The organism is Blautia intestinalis, from assembly GCF_014297355.1.
GTDB lineage: Bacteria > Bacillota > Clostridia > Lachnospirales > Lachnospiraceae > Blautia_A > Blautia_A intestinalis.
Genome location: NZ_JACOQE010000002.1, coordinates 17,970 through 37,636 on the forward strand (window position 1 = coordinate 17,970; position 19,667 = coordinate 37,636).

19 protein-coding genes are annotated in these 19,667 nt (G+C 45.6%); 18 read left to right on the plus strand and 1 reads right to left on the minus strand.

The window, feature by feature from the left end:
• Positions 1–22 precede the first annotated feature (22 nt).
• Positions 23–1,939 (minus strand): ribosomal protection-like ABC-F family protein, encoded by a 1,917-nt coding sequence (gene abc-f, locus H8Z79_RS04135; RefSeq protein ID WP_118039464.1) that lies wholly within the window; start codon positions 1,937–1,939, stop codon positions 23–25.
• Between the two features lie 156 nt (positions 1,940–2,095).
• Between abc-f and H8Z79_RS04140 the strand changes: the two genes are divergently transcribed.
• The 18 genes from H8Z79_RS04140 (at position 2,096) to ybeY (ending at position 19,650) form a co-directional block, all read left to right on the plus strand.
• A complete protein-coding gene (locus tag H8Z79_RS04140) occupies positions 2,096–2,749 on the plus strand; it encodes a redox-sensing transcriptional repressor Rex (protein WP_118039463.1) in 654 nt (217 codons plus the stop codon).
• An 82-nt stretch (positions 2,750–2,831) separates the two neighbouring features.
• Positions 2,832–4,343 (plus strand): NAD(P)H-hydrate dehydratase, encoded by a 1,512-nt coding sequence (locus H8Z79_RS04145; protein WP_118039462.1) that lies wholly within the window; start codon positions 2,832–2,834, stop codon positions 4,341–4,343.
• Between the two features lie 33 nt (positions 4,344–4,376).
• Positions 4,377–5,543 carry an alanine racemase gene (alr, locus tag H8Z79_RS04150; protein ID WP_118039461.1) on the plus strand — a complete coding sequence of 389 codons (1,167 nt, stop codon included), beginning with the start codon at positions 4,377–4,379 and terminating at the stop codon, positions 5,541–5,543.
• A gap of 89 nt (positions 5,544–5,632) precedes the next feature.
• Complete coding sequence (locus H8Z79_RS04155) at positions 5,633–6,025, plus strand: type II toxin-antitoxin system PemK/MazF family toxin (protein ID WP_015542822.1); 393 nt, start codon at positions 5,633–5,635, stop codon at positions 6,023–6,025.
• A 152-nt stretch (positions 6,026–6,177) separates the two neighbouring features.
• A complete protein-coding gene (locus tag H8Z79_RS04160) occupies positions 6,178–7,119 on the plus strand; it encodes a hemolysin family protein (RefSeq protein ID WP_015542821.1) in 942 nt (313 codons plus the stop codon).
• The gene (locus H8Z79_RS04165; protein WP_015542820.1) at positions 7,089–7,832 is read left to right on the plus strand and encodes a YebC/PmpR family DNA-binding transcriptional regulator; all 744 of its coding nucleotides are present in this window, start codon (positions 7,089–7,091) and stop codon (positions 7,830–7,832) included. Before H8Z79_RS04160 ends, H8Z79_RS04165 begins: the two co-directional genes overlap by 31 nt.
• Positions 7,833–8,018: 186 nt before the next feature.
• Positions 8,019–8,780 (plus strand): ClpP family protease, encoded by a 762-nt coding sequence (locus tag H8Z79_RS04170; protein WP_118039460.1) that lies wholly within the window; start codon positions 8,019–8,021, stop codon positions 8,778–8,780.
• A 107-nt stretch (positions 8,781–8,887) separates the two neighbouring features.
• On the plus strand, positions 8,888–9,775 hold the full coding sequence (locus H8Z79_RS04175) for a sulfide/dihydroorotate dehydrogenase-like FAD/NAD-binding protein (protein ID WP_118039459.1): 888 nt from the start codon (positions 8,888–8,890) through the stop codon (positions 9,773–9,775).
• The gene (gltA, locus tag H8Z79_RS04180) at positions 9,775–11,169 is read left to right on the plus strand and encodes an NADPH-dependent glutamate synthase (RefSeq protein WP_015542817.1); all 1,395 of its coding nucleotides are present in this window, start codon (positions 9,775–9,777) and stop codon (positions 11,167–11,169) included. The genes H8Z79_RS04175 and gltA overlap by 1 nt, the downstream gene beginning before the upstream one ends.
• A gap of 148 nt (positions 11,170–11,317) precedes the next feature.
• Entirely contained in the window at positions 11,318–12,196 is an 879-nt protein-coding gene (locus tag H8Z79_RS04185; RefSeq protein ID WP_015542815.1) for an undecaprenyl-diphosphate phosphatase, read from the plus strand.
• 28 nt (positions 12,197–12,224) lie between these two features.
• On the plus strand, positions 12,225–15,101 hold the full coding sequence (locus H8Z79_RS04190; protein ID WP_330360650.1) for an FtsK/SpoIIIE family DNA translocase: 2,877 nt from the start codon (positions 12,225–12,227) through the stop codon (positions 15,099–15,101).
• Positions 15,101–15,580 carry a 23S rRNA (pseudouridine(1915)-N(3))-methyltransferase RlmH gene (gene rlmH, locus H8Z79_RS04195; protein WP_015542814.1) on the plus strand — a complete coding sequence of 160 codons (480 nt, stop codon included), beginning with the start codon at positions 15,101–15,103 and terminating at the stop codon, positions 15,578–15,580. Before H8Z79_RS04190 ends, rlmH begins: the two co-directional genes overlap by 1 nt.
• Positions 15,581–15,651: 71 nt before the next feature.
• Entirely contained in the window at positions 15,652–15,978 is a 327-nt protein-coding gene (locus H8Z79_RS04200) for a cupin domain-containing protein (protein WP_015542813.1), read from the plus strand.
• A gap of 23 nt (positions 15,979–16,001) precedes the next feature.
• Positions 16,002–16,553 carry a DUF2284 domain-containing protein gene (locus H8Z79_RS04205; protein ID WP_015542812.1) on the plus strand — a complete coding sequence of 184 codons (552 nt, stop codon included), beginning with the start codon at positions 16,002–16,004 and terminating at the stop codon, positions 16,551–16,553.
• A 63-nt stretch (positions 16,554–16,616) separates the two neighbouring features.
• Complete coding sequence (locus H8Z79_RS04210; protein WP_015542811.1) at positions 16,617–16,898, plus strand: YabP/YqfC family sporulation protein; 282 nt, start codon at positions 16,617–16,619, stop codon at positions 16,896–16,898.
• Between the two features lie 26 nt (positions 16,899–16,924).
• The gene (locus H8Z79_RS04215) at positions 16,925–18,163 is read left to right on the plus strand and encodes a sporulation protein YqfD (protein WP_118039458.1); all 1,239 of its coding nucleotides are present in this window, start codon (positions 16,925–16,927) and stop codon (positions 18,161–18,163) included.
• Positions 18,144–19,172, plus strand: coding sequence for a PhoH family protein (locus H8Z79_RS04220; RefSeq protein ID WP_015542809.1), 1,029 nt, complete (start codon positions 18,144–18,146; stop codon positions 19,170–19,172). The genes H8Z79_RS04215 and H8Z79_RS04220 overlap by 20 nt, the downstream gene beginning before the upstream one ends.
• A complete protein-coding gene (gene ybeY, locus H8Z79_RS04225) occupies positions 19,156–19,650 on the plus strand; it encodes an rRNA maturation RNase YbeY (protein ID WP_015542808.1) in 495 nt (164 codons plus the stop codon). The genes H8Z79_RS04220 and ybeY overlap by 17 nt, the downstream gene beginning before the upstream one ends.
• The last annotated feature ends 17 nt before the right edge of the window (positions 19,651–19,667 follow it).

Here is a 19,667-nt window from a genome sequence, read left to right on the forward strand (position 1 = left end):
ATATCTTTTGAAAGTGGGAGACTTATGCAAGGGTCTCCCATTTTTCGTATAATTCCTCAAGTTCCTGCTGGATTTTGTCTTTTTCACGGCTAAGCTCGGCACAGCGTCCGACATTTGTACACACGTCCGGCAGAACAAGGGTGTCGTCGATTTCTTTGTCGCGTGTCTCGAGTTCTTCGATACGTTTTTCGACTTTTTTCAGTTCATTTTCCTGTTTACGTTTGCGTGCCTGTTCTTCTTTTTGCTGCTGCCAGGTGAGCTTGCCCTCGGAAGGAGTTTCTTCTTTTGCTTCAGTGGCGGTTTCAGCAGTGGACGGGGCATATTTCTCAGTCAGTTCTTCTTTTTTCTCCAGATAATAGTCATAGTCACCGATGTAATTCACAACAGACTGATTGGTCAGATCCAGAATACGTGTTGCGGTCTGGTTGATGAAATATCGGTCATGTGATACGTAAAGAACGGTTCCTGTATAGCTGTTCAGCGCTTCTTCGAGGATTTCTTTCGAAGCAATGTCAAGATGGTTGGTCGGCTCATCGAGGATCAGGAAGTTTGCCTCGGAGAGCATCAGCTTCGCGAGGGATACACGTCCGCGCTCACCACCGGAAAGTGCGGAAATTTCTTTAAAAACATCATCTCCGGTAAACAAAAATGCCGCGAGCATATTGCGGATTTCTGTTTCTGTGAGAGTCGGGTACGTGTCAGAAATTTCCTGAAAAATAGTTTTCTCAGCATGCAGGACATGATGTTCCTGATCGTAATATCCGATCTGTACCTTTGCTCCGAGTGAGAAACTTCCGGCATCGGCATCGAGAAGCCCGTTGAGTATCTTGAGCATTGTGGTCTTGCCGGTACCGTTGTTGCCGATCAGGGCGACACGTTCACCGCGTTTGATCTGGAAGGAAATATTGGAAAAAAGTTTCTGCTGCGGAAAGCTTTTTGCAAGTTCTTCGACAGTCAGAACGTCATTTCCGCTGACTACACGTGGTTCGAGAGAGAGTCGCATCTGACTCCGGACTTCGAGCGGCTTTTCAATCCGCTGGATTTTGTTCAGCATTTTTTCACGGCTCTCGGCGCGCTTGATGGATTTTTCCCTGTTGAAGGATTTAAGTTTGACGATGACAGCTTCCTGATGCTTGATGTCGCGCTGTTGATTCAGGTAGGCTTTGTACTGTGCATCACGGAGCTGCGCCTTCTTTTCTGCGTAGGCGGAATAGTTTCCACTGTACATACGGACGTGACCGGCTTCAATCTCAATAACTTTAGTTACAACTTTATCGAGAAAATAACGGTCATGGGAAACGATGAATACAGCGCCCGGATAATTCAGAAGATAAGTTTCCAGCCAGGCGATGCTTTCCATATCGAGGTGGTTGGTCGGCTCGTCGAGAAGCAGGATATCCGGTTTGGAAATCAGCAGTTTACCGAGTGCGACACGTGTTTTCTGACCACCGGAAAGAGTGGCAACCTGTTTGTTGAAATCTTCTTCAGCGAAACCAAGACCATTCAGAACACCCATCAGCTCACTCTTGTATGCATAACCGTTTTCAAGCTCAAATTCGTGTGTCAGACGCGTGTAGCTGTTCATCAGACGATCCAGTTCTTCGCCGGAAGCGTGTTTCATCTCAAGCTCCATGGAACGCATGCGCTCTTCCATGTCAATGATGTATTGTTTGGTGCTGAGCAGCTCTTCGTAAACGGTGCGGTGTCCCTGTACATCCTGATACTGTGCGAGATAACCGATCTGCCTGTCTTTCATCAGGACGACCTGACCGGAATCAGCATGCAGTTCGTTCATGATGATACGGAGAAGTGTGGTTTTGCCTGCGCCATTGTTACCGATCAGAGCGGCTTTTTCGCGTTCTTCTATATGAAATGAGGCATCTTCCAGAATCACTTTTTCACCAAAGGATTTCGAGATGCCCTGACATGATAAGATCATAATCTTTCCTCCATTGTAAATATACCGTAATGATTATAAAAGTAAAAACTTTTTTTGTAAAGAAAAACAGCAAAAATTGTATGGATTTCACAACAAAGATTGACAATAAAATGTCATTTCGTTATAATTAACGGGAAAGTGTAAGGAGGGACAACGGTGGAAGCAAAACAGATTTCAAAAGCTGTGATCAAGAGACTGCCACGTTACTATAGATACCTGGGTGAACTTCTGGAGGATAATGTAGAGCGTATTTCTTCAAATGACCTTAGTAAGAAAATGCGTGTGACAGCATCACAGATCAGACAGGACTTAAATAACTTCGGGGGATTTGGACAGCAGGGTTACGGATATAATGTAAAATATTTATATACAGAGATTGGTAAAATCCTTGGATTGGATACGGTACATCCGATGGTTATTGTCGGTGCCGGTAATCTCGGTCAGGCGCTTGCCAATTACGTAGAATTTGAGAAACGTGGATTTAAACTGGTTGGTATTTTTGATGTAAATCCGGTGCTTGAGGGCATTGCGGTAAGGGGAATTGAAATTCAGATGATCAGTGATCTGCCATTTTTCCTTAAGGAAAATAATGTGGAGATCGCAATTTTGACATTGCCGAAAAACAAAGCGATAGATATGGCAGATATCCTTATCGAAAATGGAATCAAGGCAATCTGGAATTTTGCACATGTAGATCTGGATACACCGGACGGTGTAATTGTTGAGAATGTTCATCTTTCTGAAAGTCTGATGACATTGTCATATAATCTCAGCCAGTATCGGCAGGAACATGTGGATGATGAGAAATAATTCAGGACAGGCTGTTGCATGGCTCCTTTTCAGGGGATGCTGTGTAATAGCCTGTCTGTTGTTATAAGCAGGAGGTGACCGGATGAAACAGGTAGTGACCTGCCAGGAAATGAAATTCTGCGACAGTTACACGATTGAGAGGATGGGAGTACCGTCCTGTGTGCTTATGGAGCGGGCGGCTCTGAAAGTTGTAGAAGAACTGGAAAAAAGATTTGCAGGTGAGAATAAAAAGCAAAAGATCCTGTGCGTCTGCGGAAGTGGAAATAATGGCGGGGATGGTGTGGCTATTGCGCGTATCCTGCATCAGCACGACTGTCAGAGCACAATTTATCTGGCAGGAAATCCGGATCACAGGACGGAAGAAATGCGGCGACAGTGCCAGATTGCTGCAAATTATCAGGTGCCTGTTGTGAATAACCTGCATAGTGAGGAATATACTACTATAGTAGATGCCATTTTCGGCGTTGGACTGACCAGAGAAATAAAGGGTGAATACCGTAATCTGATCGCTGAACTGAATGAGATGCCCGGCTGGAAAGTGGCGGTTGATCTGCCTTCGGGAGTGGATGGCGATACCGGTGCTGAGCTTGGAATTGCATTTCATGCAGATCTCACTGTGACGTTTGCTTTTCGTAAAGCGGGGCTTTGTCTGTATCCGGGAAGAAAGCTTGCAGGACAGGTCGTTGTCGCAGATGTTGGCATCTACAGAGAAGACGGAGCAGAGCCGAAACTGTTTTCAATGGAAAAATCGGATCTGCGTGAATTGCCGGAGAAAGAGGCAGACGGAAACAAGGGTACCTTTGGAAAAATCCTTGCAGTGGCCGGAAGCAGTGGCATGTGCGGAGCAGCATTTTTGAGTGCTTCGGGAGCTTTTGCAACAGGGGCCGGAATGGTAAAAATCGTAACACCGGAGGAAAATCGAATCCCGCTTCAGACGATGCTTCCGGAGGCGATGATTTCGTGTACCGATGACTTGGAAAAGGATTTTGACTGGTGTGACGTGCTGGTGATCGGCCCGGGAATCGGAATGACGGTGAAGGCGGCTGATAAAGTGCAGTTTTTCCTTAAAAAAGCAAAACAGGAAAAGAAACCGGTTGTGCTGGATGCAGATGGATTGAATCTTCTGGCAGAGAATCCGAAATGGAAAAATTATCTGGATAGTCATGTGATCCTGACACCACATATGGGAGAGATGAGCCGCCTGACCGGTAAATCAATCAGAGAATTAAAGAGTGATCGGGCAGGTGCAGCACGTGCACTCGCGGCGGAGACCGGGGCGGTATGTGTACTGAAAGACGCGTGCACGGTGACTGCTGCGCCTGATGGGCGTGCGTGGATCAGCCTTTCCGGAAATGCCGGTATGGCGACAGCCGGAAGCGGAGATGTTTTGTCCGGGGTGCTTGCCGGTATCCAGGCAATGTATCCGGAAACACCTGTTGAGGAGAAAGATACCGGATTTTATGCGGCACTTGGTGTCCTGCTTCACGGAGCGGGCGGTGATCAGGCGGCAATGAGAAAAGGCATGGCCGGCATGAAGGCCGGAGATATAGCCTGTGGTGTTGCGGAAATTTTAAAAGAACAACAGAACTTTTGAAAAAAGTTTTGAAATACAAAGGAGAGTTCTATCATGAAAAAATTTGACAGAGTGAAGGCAGTTGTTTCATTGGATGCAATTGCACACAACTTCGAAGAAATGAAAAAAAATATCGCAGAAGGAACAAAGATCGTTGCTGTTATCAAGGCAGACGGTTATGGACACGGCGCGGAAGCAATTGCGCGTCTGATCGAAGATTATGAGTATATCTGGGGATATGCGACTGCCACGCCGGAGGAAGCACTCCAGTTAAGAGATGCCGGAATTGACAAACCGATTCTGATTCTTGGAATTGTTTTTGAAGAATACTATAAAGAACTGATCGCACATGAAGTACGCATGACTGTCTGTGAATATGAGATGGCTGCTGCGCTTTCCGAAGAAGCTGTCCGTCAGGGCAGGCAGGTACATATCCATATCGGACTGGATACGGGAATGAGCCGTATCGGATTTGCCGATGTACCGGAAAGCGTAGAGACGATCAAAAAGATCGCAGCTCTTCCGAATGTAGAGATTGAGGGTATGTTTACACATTTTGCAAGAGCAGACGAGACAGATCGTTCTCCTGCGATCACACAGCTGAACCGTTATCTTGCATTTGCAGAGCTTCTCGAAAAAGCAGGAGTAGAGATCCCGATGAAACACTGCTCCAACAGCGCCGGTATCATTCGTGTTCCGGAGGCAAACTTAAATGCTGTAAGAGCCGGTATTACGATTTATGGCATTTATCCGTCAAATGAAGTGGAGAGAGACATTGTCAAACTGATTCCTGCAATGGAATTAAAGAGTCACGTATCATACGTCAAAGATCTTCCGGCAGGCACACCGATCAGCTACGGCGGAACTTTTGCATCTGAAAAAGACCTGCGTGTGGCAACGATCCCGGTAGGTTATGCAGATGGATATCCGAGAAGTCTTTCCAATAAAGGCTGGGTTCTGATCCACGGACAGAAAGCTCCGATCATCGGAAGAATCTGCATGGATCAGTTTATGGTAGATGTGACAGACATTCCGGAGGTAAAACACGGGGATGAAGTTACCCTGATCGGAAAAGACGGAGAGGAATTTATCAGTATTGAGACATTTGGTGATCTGTCAGGCAGATTTTCTTATGAATTTGCATGTGACATCAGCAAGCGTGTACCGAGAGTCTATATAAAAGACGGCAGAGAATGGGGAGATCTGACCTTCTTTAAATAAACCTCCGGATTGTGGGGACAGTTCGGAAAGATACCTGCAGCTCCATAAGGATGTAGTGAAAATACCACGCATGTATACACAGAAGAAAAATGGAAATACTAATTCCAGAGAAAAAAGAATCGGAGTGTGATTGTGTGGTAATTAAGCGAGGGGATATTTTTTACGCAGATTTAAGACCGGTTGTCGGAAGTGAACAGGGCGGTGTGCGTCCGGTCCTGATCATTCAGAATGATGTCGGCAACCGCCACAGCCCTACGGTGATCTGCGCAGCGATTACATCAAAGATGAATAAGGCAAAGCTGCCGACGCACATAGAAATCGATGCATCTGCATATGGAATCGAAAAAGATTCCGTGATTTTACTGGAACAGCTGCGTACCATTGACAAAAAACGTCTGAAAGATAAGGTCTGTCATCTGGATCAGGCGATGCTTGACCGGGTGAATCATGCCCTTGAGATCAGTCTGGAGCTTACTTTTTAGCTGTTTAAAGGTGTTATCCTTGACGAACGTAAGTGAAAGTGCTATATTTTATCAGTAATTATGCAGATTTGTAACTGTTCGGTATCTTCACAGTTACGTATATTTTACATTTGAAATCAGTAAGACAGATTGTGGAAGGAAAAGGAAATAAAATGGACGATGGCAGTCGCCTGCCCCTTGAGGAGGGGCATGTAAAGAAAAAATCAGGGATATTTGATAAACTGACACATATTTTTCATGGGAAGCAACAGGATGCAGTGACCGAGAAAGAAATCATTTCCATGGTGGATGAGGCACATGAGAAAGGTGTCCTTCACAAGGATGAAGCTGAAATGATCCAGAATATTTTTGCTTTCGAGGATAAGGAAGTGGGTGCGGTCATGACGCATCGAAGCCATGTGGCAGCGTTTGCGCTGGATGATCTGCTCAAAGATGTTGTGGAACATATGATGGAAGAGGGAAATTCCCGTTATCCTGTCTGCGGAGAGGATATGGATGATATCCGGGGACTGATCCATTATAAGGATGCGCTGAAATTCTTTACACAGAATTCATGGGCGAAGTTCAAACCATTGAAAGAACTGCCGGGATTGATACGTAAAGTGACTTTTGTTCCGGAGACCAGACACATCGGTCAGCTTTTTCGTACCATGCAGGCCAGACAGGTACATATGGCGGTTGTGGTGGATGAATATGGTCAGACAGCAGGTATCGTGACGATGGAAGATATTCTGGAAGAGATCGTCGGTGATATTTTTGATGAGTACGATGAAAGTAAAGATACATTCCGACCCCAGGTGGACAACAGTATCATCATTGACGGACTTGCGAGTCTTACGGATGTAGAGCAGGAGCTGGATATTGATTTCGGAGATGTTGAGATGGAGACACTCAACGGATATCTGACGGAGCATCTGGGACACATACCTGCCCAGGATGATCTCGACAGAGAAATAGTTGCAAACGGCTATAGATTTAAGATTCTTTCGCTGGGCAACCGGACGATCGGAAGGGTCAGAGCCGAGAAAATAAATGACAAAGAAACAAAAGGAGAGAGTGAAACATGTCAGGACATTCAAAATTCGCAAACATAAAGCACAAAAAGGAAAAAAATGATGCCAAAAAGGGTAAGATTTTTACCGTTATCGGCCGTGAGATCGTTATGGCTGTAAAGGCCGGCGGTCCGGATCCGAACAACAACAGCAAACTTCGTGATGTCATTGCAAAAGCAAAAGCAAACAACATGCCGAACGATACAATCGACCGTGGTATCAAGAAAGCAGCAGGTGCAGATTCCGCAGACAGTTACGAGCATGCTACATACGAAGGTTATGGCCCGAATGGTGTTGCAATCATCGTTGAAACTCTGACAGACAACAAAAACCGTACAGCAAGTAATGTTAGAAATGCATTTACAAAAGGTTACGGAAGCATCGGAACACAGGGGTGTGTATCCTTCATGTTTGACCAGAAAGGTCAGATCATCATTGATAAAGAAGAACTGGAAGACGAATGCGGCGATATGGATGCAGATGAGCTGATGATGACTGCTCTTGATGCTGGCGCTGAGGACTTCAACGAAGAAGAAGACAGCTTCGAGATCCTGACAGCTCCGGATGATTTCAGTGCTGTGCGTGAAGCTCTGGAAAAAGCAGGAATCCCGATGGTAGAAGCACAGGTTGCCATGGTTCCGCAGACATACGTAGAACTGACAGATGAACAGGATGTCAAGAACCTTCAGAGAACACTGGATCTTCTCGATGAGGACGATGATGTTACAGACGTCTGGACAAACTGGGATGAATGATACATCAGAAATTGATTTGAAAAGATACATCTAAATAAAATAGATTTGTATAAGTAAGGGTACTTCTGCTTGCCGGATTAAGAAAGAATCACTTGAGTCTGATGGAGAAGCTGGATACAGTCCTGATGTATATGAATCCATAGTTTTACACAAAATACCTTCATGAATGTACATGGAGGTATTTTTATGTCTGAAAACAAAACCAAAAGTCATCAGGAACTCAATGCTCCGCAGGACAGGAATAATAAGCAGCAGGAACTCGACACACAAAAAGAACAGGATGAGCAGATCAGGGAGACGGGGCAGCTTACACTTGATCAGAACAAAAGAAAACACAGGATTGAACTTCTGACGATCATCGGTGAGGTGGAAGGTCATGACAGCGCGCCTTCACAGAGTAAGACGACGAAGTATGAACATGTTCTTCCGAAACTGGCACTGATCGAGGATGATAAAGACGTGGACGGGCTTTTGATCCTTCTGAATACGGTCGGTGGAGATGTTGAGGCGGGGCTTGCAATCGCGGAAATGATCGCATCTTTGAGTATTCCTACAGTTTCTCTTGTGCTGGGAGGAGGGCATTCGATTGGAGTGCCGATGGCGGTGTCGGCGGATTATTCTTTTGCGGTGCCGAGTGCGACAATGGTGATCCATCCGGTGCGCTCCAGTGGGATGTTTATTGGTGTGGCGCAGTCTTACCGGAATATCGAGAAAATTCAGGATCGCATTACGGGATTTATTGCGGCACATTCCGGCACGACGCAGGAACGGCTTGAGGAACTGATGCTGGATACCAGCCAGCTTGTCAAAGATGTAGGGACAATGCTGGAAGGAAGAGAGGCAGTTAAGGAAGGGCTGATTAATGAGATTGGCGGAATACGGGAGGCGCTTGCACGGCTGCATCAGATGATTGAAGAAAAAGAGGCTGCAGACAAGAAAGGAATGTGAAAAAATAGTCAGTTTTATGCATGCTTGTAAATCTTTTCCTTGTAATAGGAAAGATTTTAGCGTATTATTATTAAGGGATTGAATGAATATACGCTAGGAGGGAAACAATGTATAAGATTTTAAAAGCTGAGACACTGGCAGCTAAGATCCATCTTATGGTCGTTCACGCACCGCGTGTTGCAAGCCACTGTCAGCCAGGACAATTTATCATCGTAAAAATGGATGAAAAGGGCGAGAGAATTCCGCTTACAATCTGTGACTATGATCGTGAAGAAGGCACAGTAACAATCGTATTCCAGGAAGTTGGTGCATCTACAATCAGGATGTCCGATTTAAAAGCAGGAGATTCTTTCCGCGATTTTGTAGGACCTCTGGGATGTCCTTCTGAATTTGTTCATGAGGATATTGAAGAATTAAAGAAAAAGAAAATGGTATTTATTGCCGGAGGTGTTGGTACTGCACCGGTTTACCCACAGGTAAAATGGCTGAAAGAATATGGTATTACTGCGGATGTAATCCTTGGTTCCAAGACCAAAGATATGGTAATTCTTGAAAAAGAACTTGCAGCAGTTTCCAACCTTTATGTTACAACAGATGACGGATCTTACGGACGTTCCGGTATGGTTACAAAGACTCTGGAAGATCTCGTTACAAACGAAGGCAAGCAGTATGATGTCTGTGTTGCAATCGGACCGATGATTATGATGAAATTCGTCTGTCTTCTTACTAAGAAGCTGGGCATCCATACAATCGTCAGCATGAACCCGATCATGGTTGATGGAACAGGTATGTGTGGAGCATGCCGTCTTCAGGTTGGCGATGAGATCAAATTTGCCTGCGTAGACGGACCGGAATTTGACGGACATCTTGTAGATTTCGATCAGGCCATGAAGAGAAGCCAGATGTACAAGACTGAAGAGGGTCGTGCATTACTGAAGCTTCAGGAAGGCGATACCCACCACGGTGGATGCGGACAGTGCGGAGGTGACAAGTAATGGCAGATGCAAAAATGTTAAAAAAAGTACCTGTAAGAGAACAGGATCCGAAGGTACGTGCAACAAACTTTGAAGAAGTTTGTCTTGGATATAATCAGGAAGAAGCAATGGAAGAAGCTCAGAGATGCCTGGGCTGTAAGAAACCGAAATGCGTAGAGGGATGTCCGGTATCTATCAATATCCCTGGATTCATCGAGCATATCAAAGAAGGCAACATGGAAGAAGCTTACAAAGTAATCGGGCTTTCTTCCGCACTCCCGGCTATCTGTGGCCGTGTATGTCCGCAGGAGTCCCAGTGTGAAGGACAGTGTATCCGTGGTAAGAAGGGTGAAGCTGTTTCTATCGGTAAACTGGAAAGATTTGTTGCTGATTACGCTCTGGAGCATGATATCAAACCGGCCGGCGCAGAAGTGAAGAACGGACACAAAGTTGCAGTTATCGGTTCAGGTCCGTCCGGACTTACCTGTGCAGGTGATCTTGCAAAAGCAGGTTACGATGTAACTGTATTCGAAGCACTTCATGAACTCGGCGGTGTTCTTGTTTATGGTATTCCGGAATTCCGTCTTCCAAAACAGAAAGTCGTTAAGAAAGAAATCGAAAAAGTCAAAGAACTTGGCGTTAAATTCGAAACAAACGTTGTTATCGGTAAATCCACAACGATCGATCAGCTGATCGAGGATGAAGGATTTGAAGCAGTATTTATCGGTTCCGGCGCAGGTCTTCCGATGTTTATGGGAATCCCGGGCGAGAACGCAAGTGGTGTATTCTCTGCAAACGAATACCTGACAAGAAGCAACCTGATGAAAGCTTTCGATGATTCTTATGATACACCGATCGCAGCAGGCAGGAAAGTTGCTGTTGTCGGTGGTGGTAACGTAGCTATGGATGCAGCAAGAACAGCTCTGAGACTTGGTGCAGAAGTACATATCGTTTACAGAAGAAGTGAAGCAGAGCTTCCGGCACGAGCTGAAGAAGTTCATCACGCAAAAGAAGAAGGCATTATTTTTGATCTTCTTACAAATCCGAAGGAAATCCTTGTTGACGAAAATGGTCATGTAAATGGCATGAAAGTTGTCAAGATGGAACTGGGCGAGCCGGATGCATCCGGAAGAAGACGTCCTGTTGAGATTCCGGGATCTGAGTATGACATGGATGTAGATACCGTTATCATGTCTCTTGGTACTTCTCCGAACCCGCTGATTTCTTCCACTACAAAAGGTCTTGAGATCAACAAGAGAAGATGTATCGTTGCCGAAGAAGAAACGGGTAAGACATCCAAAGACGGTGTTTACGCCGGTGGTGATGCCGTTACAGGTGCAGCTACTGTTATCCTTGCTATGGGAGCAGGTAAAGCCGGTGCAAAAGGTATCGACGAATATCTGAAAAATAAATAATTAGCAATGCTTATACGAAGGAGCCTTTGGCCGCTGATGGGATGCGGTCAAAAGGCTTTTTTTTTTCTCGAAAATGTGTTATACTGACCACTGGTAATGTGCCTTTTTATCAAAAAGAACAGGCAAATCATAAGAAAAGGAAAAAGTTATGACGGTTTTATACATCATTTTACTCGCCATTGTACAGGGAATTACAGAGTTTTTGCCGGTCAGCAGTTTCGGGCATCTCTGTTTTGTGCAGAATCTTCTTGGTATGGAGCACGGACCGGGTGTCCTGCTTGAGACCATGCTGCATCTGGGAACACTGGCAGCAATTTTTATGACATTCCAGAAAGATATCCGACATCTTGCGTTCGAAGCGCTGGATATGTTTATGGATCTGATCGGAAATGCAAATCTGTACATACACAACAGAAGGACAGGAGAGCAGCTTCACTATACACGTATTATCAGTAATGTATATCGGAAGTTTGTAGTTTTGCTTCTTGTATCTATGATTCCGACTGCATTTCTGGGTTGCACTGCAAGACGGCTGGTTTCGGTGTCCGCCACGTCTGTATTGATTCCGGGGGCCGGGATTCTGGTGACAGGTATTCTTTTGCTGGTTATTGATCTGAGCCGTGTTGGTGGCACGAAGGCAGCGAAAGATGCGCATTTTTCTGATGCGATGTGGATCGGTATCTGTCAGGGACTTTCTGTATTCCCGGGACTTTCCAGAAGCGGACTTACGATCAGTGCAGGTTTGATGAGCGGATTTTCACGCACATTTGCGGTTAAATATTCTTACATATTATCAATTCCGGCAATCATCGGTGCGACGATCATGGAGCTTGGTCAGTTTGGCTCTGCAGACATGACAGTAGGACTTGGATTTGCTTATGTATTTGGGATGATCATTGCAGCAGTGGTCGGTATGCTTACGATTCGTACCTGTCTGCGTCTGGTGCATAAGGGAAAATTCCGCTACTTTGCTTATTATTGTTTCCTTGCAGGATTTATTGCCCTGATCACGAATTCTGCATTATAAAGCTTGAAATTTTAGGAGGGGTGCCAGAGTGGCAGCAACAAAGAAACAGACCAACCGAAAAGGGACCGGCAGGTCTTCTTCCGGACGTAAAAATACAAAAAAGAAAACGACAGCAAAACAGAGTGTGACAAGTGGATTTCAGACAGAGATCATTCTGCTTATCATTCTGGCGGCTTCGCTCATTTTGATTTTCAGTAACCTCGGAATGGGAGGTACTGTCGGTGCAACGATCAGTGCGGCATTTTTCGGTGTGATGGGTATCCTTGCATATCTGTTTCCGCTTCTGATCTTCGGATGTGCGGTATTTCTGGTATCGAACCGCAGGAATCCGCTGGCATACAAAAAGGCGCTTGCGGTACTGCTGTTTTGTATCTTTCTGTGTGGACTGATCCAGCTTCTGACGGAAGGATATATGCCAAGTATGACACTGGCTGATTATTATTCCGTAAGTTCTGTTTATCATACCGGTGGCGGTGTGATCGGCGGAGCAATCTGTATTTCGACTACCTCTGCATTTGGTGTGGCAGGTGGTTATGTGATCATTGTTCTGGTATTGTTGATTTCTCTGATTCTTATAACACAGAAATCTTTCTTCGGATTTGTATTCCGTGTGTGGGATGCGATCTGTGCACTTGCACGTGACGGCCGTGATATGTATATGGAAGGACAGCCGGAACGTGATTTAAGAAAAGAACTCCGTGTGCAGGAGCGTCGTCAGCGACGAGAAGAGCGTCAGGCACAGCGTATCCGTGAGCTGGAGGAAGCTCTGGCAGAAGATGCGGCTGCAGAAGATGAAAATGCTGTGGCAAAGGCAGAAAAAGGCACGGCAAATAAAACAGCAGATACAGAAGCAAATACAAAAGAAAAAGAGACTGTTAAGGAAACAAAGGCGGCTAATAAGGGAATTCTGAGAAAGAAACGTTCCGGATTCCTCGAAGGTACGAAACTGACACCTCGTGAGAATGCGGCAGAGGATGCCGGTGCACCGGTACCGTTGCAGGAAGCAGATTTTGAAATCCATCGTGCAGAGCCGGTATATGAAGAATCTGTATATGAAGAATCGGAGGTGCAGGAAGAGCAGTCTCCTTATACAGAGGAGCAGTCTCTTTATGCAGAAGATCAGCCTCCGGTGTATACAGAATCAACATTATCTTATGAAGAGCCACAGAATAATTATGTGGCGGAGCAACACCGCGATTATGGCGCACCGCAGGAAATTTATCCTGAGGCAGAGCCGGATTATGATCCACAGCAGGTACAGAGCGAAACAGTGTATAAATCAGATGCGACAGTCGATACGTCAGAATTTCAGCCGACTGTTGCTGTGGAAAAAGCCCCTTCACAGCCTGCGAAGAATCCGAAATCTTCTCCGAAGGAGATTGAGAGTGGAATCCAGAATATCCAGAAAGAAATCACGCAGAAAAATGAAGAGGTCAAAAAGGAATATCATTATCCGCCGCTGAAGCTTCTGAAGCGTGGTGACGGCAAATCACAGGGAGATTCTGACGAGCATCTTCGCAAAACCGCGAAGAAATTACAGGATACGCTGCACAACTTCGGTGTCAATGTCACAGTGACGAATGTAAGCTGTGGCCCGACTGTTACCCGTTATGAACTTCAGCCGGAGATGGGTGTAAAGGTAAGTAAAATCGTAAATCTTGCAGACGACATCAAGTTGAACCTTGCGACACCGGATATCCGAATCGAAGCACCGATACCGGGCAAGGCAGCGGTCGGCATCGAAGTACCGAACAAAGAAAATCATGCGGTCATGCTGCGGGAACTGCTGCAGTCACAGGAATTCCAGACTGCGAAGTCAAAACTGGCATTCGCCGTCGGCAAAGATATCGCAGGTAAACCGGTCGTAACAGATATCGCGAAGATGCCACATCTTCTGATCGCGGGAGCAACCGGTTCCGGTAAATCGGTATGTATCAACACACTGATCGTCAGCATCTTGTATAAGGCGGCACCGGAAGATGTCAAACTTATCATGATCGACCCGAAAGTAGTAGAACTGAGTGTATACAACGGAATTCCACATCTGCTGATTCCGGTAGTGACTGACCCGAAAAAGGCTGCCGGTGCACTGAACTGGGCTGTTACAGAGATGATGGGCCGTTACAATACTTTTGCGGAGTTTGGTGTCCGCAATTTGCAGGAATACAATCGAAAGGTTGATGGAATGCGTATTCCAGAAGGGGAAGAACGACCGGAACGTATGCCGCAGATCGTGATCGTGGTAGACGAGCTTGCTGACCTTATGATGGTTGCACCGGGCGAAGTTGAGGATGCGATCTGCCGTCTGGCACAGCTTGCACGTGCAGCAGGTATTCATCTGATCATTGCAACACAGCGTCCGTCTGTAAACGTTATTACCGGTCTGATCAAGGCAAATATGCCGTCCCGAATCGCTTTCTCTGTTTCTTCGGGTGTAGACTCCAGAACTATTCTGGATATGAACGGTGCCGAGAAACTTCTGGGTAAAGGAGATATGCTGTTTTATCCGCAGGGCTATCAGAAACCGGCACGACTGCAGGGCGCGTTTGTATCGGATGAAGAAGTCAGCGCAATTGTTGATTTTCTTGCAGATAAGAATCCGGGAACACAGTACAATACACAGATCGAACAGCAGGTAAATACGGTTGGTATGTCTGCCGGAGGCACTTCTTCCGGGGATGAGAGAGATGTTTATTTCGTGGATGCCGGTAAATTTATCATTGAGAAAGAAAAGGCATCGATCGGTATGCTCCAGAGAATGTTTAAGATCGGATTCAACAGAGCTGCCAGGATTATGGACCAGTTGTGTGATGCTGGGGTTGTAGGTCCGGAAGAGGGGACAAAACCGCGTAAAGTACTGATGTCGCAGGAACAGTTTGAAAATTACTTAGAGGAAAACGGCTGATGGAGATACGAATCGTAACAGTAGGAAAAATCAAAGAAAAATATCTGAATGACGGAATTGCAGAATATGCGAAACGTCTCAGCCGTTACTGTAAGCTCACATTCTGTCAGGTGCCGGATGAAAAAACACCGGACAAAGCTTCGGATGCTCTGAACGAACAGATCAAGAATACGGAGGCGCAGCGTCTGATGAAACAGATCCGTGAGCAGGATTATGTGATCGCGCTTGCACTTGACGGTAAGATGCTGGATTCCGTAGAACTTTCGGAAAAAATCAGCCATCTGGGTGTGGAGGGCAAAAGTTCGATTGCCTTTGTAATAGGTGGTTCACTTGGACTTGGAGAAGAAGTTTTACGCAGGGCAGATTATAAGCTCAGTTTTTCCAAAATGACTTTTCCGCATCAGCTCATGCAGATGATTCTTCTCGAGCAGATATATCGGAGTTATCGGATCATGAACAACGAACCGTACCACAAATGACGGAAGTATTGTAGAAACATTCCGGACAGTCCGGTTTGTAATAAAGGATTCCATAAAGGAGGATAAGTGATATGACAACAGAAAGAATAGAGAACATGGCAGGCGGTCAGGGACACGTACTGATCAAAAGACTTCTTAACGAAAAACAGTTAAACGGTAAATGCGGCCTGTATTCAGAAGTAACACTGGAGCCGGGATGTTCTCTGGGATACCACGAACATCACAACGAAAGTGAAACTTATTATATCCTTTCAGGAAAAGGCATCTACAGTGACAACGGCACACTGCGTATGGTGAAAGCCGGTGATGTGACCTTTACACCGGACGGTCAAGGACATGGAATGACAAATACCGGCGATGAAGACCTTGTTTTCATGGCGCTGATCATTCTGGATTAATAAGCGAAACGGAGGAAGTACACATGACTGAACTGGATACTGCAAAATTCGAAGAATTTATTTCCGCGTATCCGATATATGAATATCGCATTCTGGACACGTCTGATCTTTCTGTAGAAACAAGAGTACGTCAGATCTGCAGACAGGAATGTGAACGATATGGAAGTACATGGGCCTGTCCTCCGGCGGTTGGTACACTTGAGGCGTGCGAAAAAAGGATCCGCAGCTATGGGAAAGCTGTGTTTTTTTCCAGTGTTGCAGAGGTTTCAGATCTTATGAATATGCAGGAAATGCTTTCTACAAGGGATGCGCACGAAGAGCTGACTACTGAAGTTGTCGGATTTCTGAAAGAACAGGGATTTGATACATTTACTCTGTCGACAGAATCCTGCGATATCTGTGAAACCTGTGCTTACACACAGGGCGAGCCGTGCAGATTTCCGGAAAGGATGCATCCCTGTCTGGAAAGCCATGGTGTCGTGGTAAGCGAGATTGTTGAGAAAGAACACATGGAATATAATCTGGGCGGAAATACCATCCTCTGGTTTTCCATGGTTCTGTACCGAACAGCATAAAACATTACATAACAAAGACCTCTCCGGCATAAAGTAGTGATAAAGACCGGAGAGGTTCTTTTTATGAAAAAAGAAAAAGAGCGAAAGAACTGGCGGGAGAATCTGGTCACTTCACTGGAGGTTCCGGGTGATCTTGCCATGAAAGAAACAATCGTGACACTTACCGGCCGAAGCCATGCGGTGATCTGCAATTACAAAAGCATTCTCCGGTATCAGCAGGAGGAAATCATTGTGCTGGGATTTCGTGGAAAGGTAGCCATCCGGGGAAAAAGACTTATGATTCCGAAATATACACCGGAGGAAATGCAGATACATGGAATGATTTCAGAAATTGTAATGGAATAATTGTAATAGAATGTCAGGAGGCTGCTATGAGAGATCTGACCGGATTTCGAAAAGGCGCTGTCAGAATTCGGGTTCAGGGAGAACAGACGGAGCGTTTTCTCAATCTCTGCAAAGCCCGTGAAATAAAAATTTCAAAGCTGATTCGAACGGGTGAACAAAGTCTGGAGGGAAATATGCTGATAGCAGATTTTTTCCGGCTTTCACCGATTCGCAGAAAAACAGGTGTAAAAATACATATTCTTGAAAAACATGGACTGCCCTTCTTTTTTTACCGAAGTAAAAAGAGAAAGGCTTTTTTTATCGGAATCTTTGCCTGTGCACTGCTTTTAGCTGTTTTATCAGGGCGCGTCTGGGAAATTGACGTATCGGGAAATGTGCGGAACAGTACACAGGAGATATTGGATTTTCTTAAAGAGGAAGGCATTGTGCATGGGATGCAGCGGAGTAAGATCAGCTGCAGTGCCATTGCTGCGGCGATCAGAGAAAATTATAATGACATTACCTGGGTGTCGGCCAGAATAGAAGGGACACGTCTGGTGCTTACAGTCAAGGAGGGGATTTTTACGGAGGCAGTGAAGACGGATGAAAAAAATCCCTGTAATCTGACCGCAGATCAGAATGGCGTGATCGTCCGGATGATCACACGGGCGGGATATCCGAAACTTCATGTCGGTGAAGAGTGTCACATCGGAGATGTGCTGGTTTCCGGCTGCCTGGAGCTGAAAAACGACAGTCAGGAGGTGGTAAGGTACGAGGGCGTTCATGCCGATGCGGATATTTATATAAAGAGAAAAAAGGCCTATTACCGGGAAATTCCGCTGGAATATCAGGCAGAAGAATATGATGGAAAAGAACGAAAAAACTATTTTTTTAAAACAGGAAATATTTATCTGGAACTGGGAGGAAGTGCCGAAAACAACTGGCAGAATACCATGGAGGAGGAGATTCTCCGGCTGACAGACAGTTTCCGGCTGCCGTTTACAGTGGGCAAAATTACCCGGAAACACTACGAAACAGTGAGCAGAGAATACACCGAAAAAGAGGTCCGCGCGCTTGCATGGAGCACTTTGCAGCTTTACGAGGAAAAATTAATTGAAAAAGGGGTTCAAATATCTGCAAATAATGTTAAAATAGAGGTTGACCACAAGACCTGTATAAGCAAGGGTTTTCTGGAAATTATAGAAAAAATCGGAAGGGAGACTCCTGTAGAAATACCGGAGCAGCCTGCAGAAAGGACAACAGAGGATGGCGAACAGCATTATTGAGCTATATACGCAGGTTCCTGCAGATCTGGAGGGAAATGTGTTCGGACAGTTTGACGAACACCTGAAACTGATTGAACGGACACTGAATGTCACACTGATCTCAAGAGACGGATTGTTAAAGATTCTCGGGACAGAGCAGAGTGCCACTCAGACAAAGAAACTGATAGAAGAACTGGTGGGGCTTGCCGGAAAGGGCAACACCATTACGAGACAGAATGTAAGTTACGGATTGTCACTTGCGATGGAAGAACGCAATCAGGTACTTACAGAGATAGATAAAGATTTTATCTGCAATACGATACAGGGACGTCCTATTAAGCCAAAGACTTTAGGACAGAAGGATTACGTAGAGCAGATCCGCAAAAAAATGATCGTCTTCGGTATAGGACCGGCGGGAACCGGTAAAACATACCTTGCAATGGCGATGGCAGTTACTGCATTTCGAAATGAAGAAGTCAGCCGTATCATTCTGACACGACCGGCGATCGAGGCCGGCGAAAAGCTTGGTTTTCTGCCGGGTGATCTGCAGAGTAAGGTAGATCCGTATCTTCGTCCGCTGTATGATGCGCTGTATCAGATCATGGGGGCAGACAGCTTTGCAAAGAACATGGAGCGTGGACTGATCGAAGTTGCACCACTTGCCTATATGAGAGGCCGTACGCTGGATAATGCCTTTATCATTCTGGATGAGGCACAGAACACAACACCGGCACAGATGAAGATGTTTCTGACGCGTATCGGTTTCGGCTCAAAAGTTGTTGTGACCGGTGATGCTTCGCAGAAAGATCTTCCGCGTGATGCGGTATCCGGCCTGGATGTGGCTGCAAAAGTACTCAAAAAGATTGATGACATCGGTTTTTGCCAGCTTACCAGCAAGGATGTTGTGAGACATCCGCTTGTACAGCAGATCGTACAGGCATACGACGATTATGAAAAGAAACAGAAACCATCCCGCAGTACGGGAAGTACAAGGACAGTCCGGAGGAAAAAGAATGACCATACAGATTGATTATGAAGCAGAACGAAAACTTGATATAGATTATGAGAAGCTGGCATCAAAAGTAGCGGCTCACATCCTTGAAACAGAGCATTGTCCGTATGATGTCTGCGTGAACCTTGTGATCACAGACAATGAGGAGATCAAGCGTGTCAATACAGAATTTCGTTCGATCGGAGCACCGACGGATGTACTTTCTTTCCCGATGATTCCGTTTGAGACACCGGCAGACTATTCTGTTATTGAGGGTGATGACAGTTATTTTGACCTCGATACAGAGGAACTGATCCTTGGTGATGTGATGATCTCTGTAGATAAAGTCTATGCGCAGGCAGAAGAATACGGACACAGCACAGAAAGAGAATTCAGCTTTCTTTTTGCACACAGTATGCTTCATCTTCTCGGATATGACCATATGGAACCGGATGAGGCAGCTGTGATGGAAGCCAAACAGGCAAAAGCACTCGAAGATCTGGGAATCACCAGATAAACAGATTAACATACTGG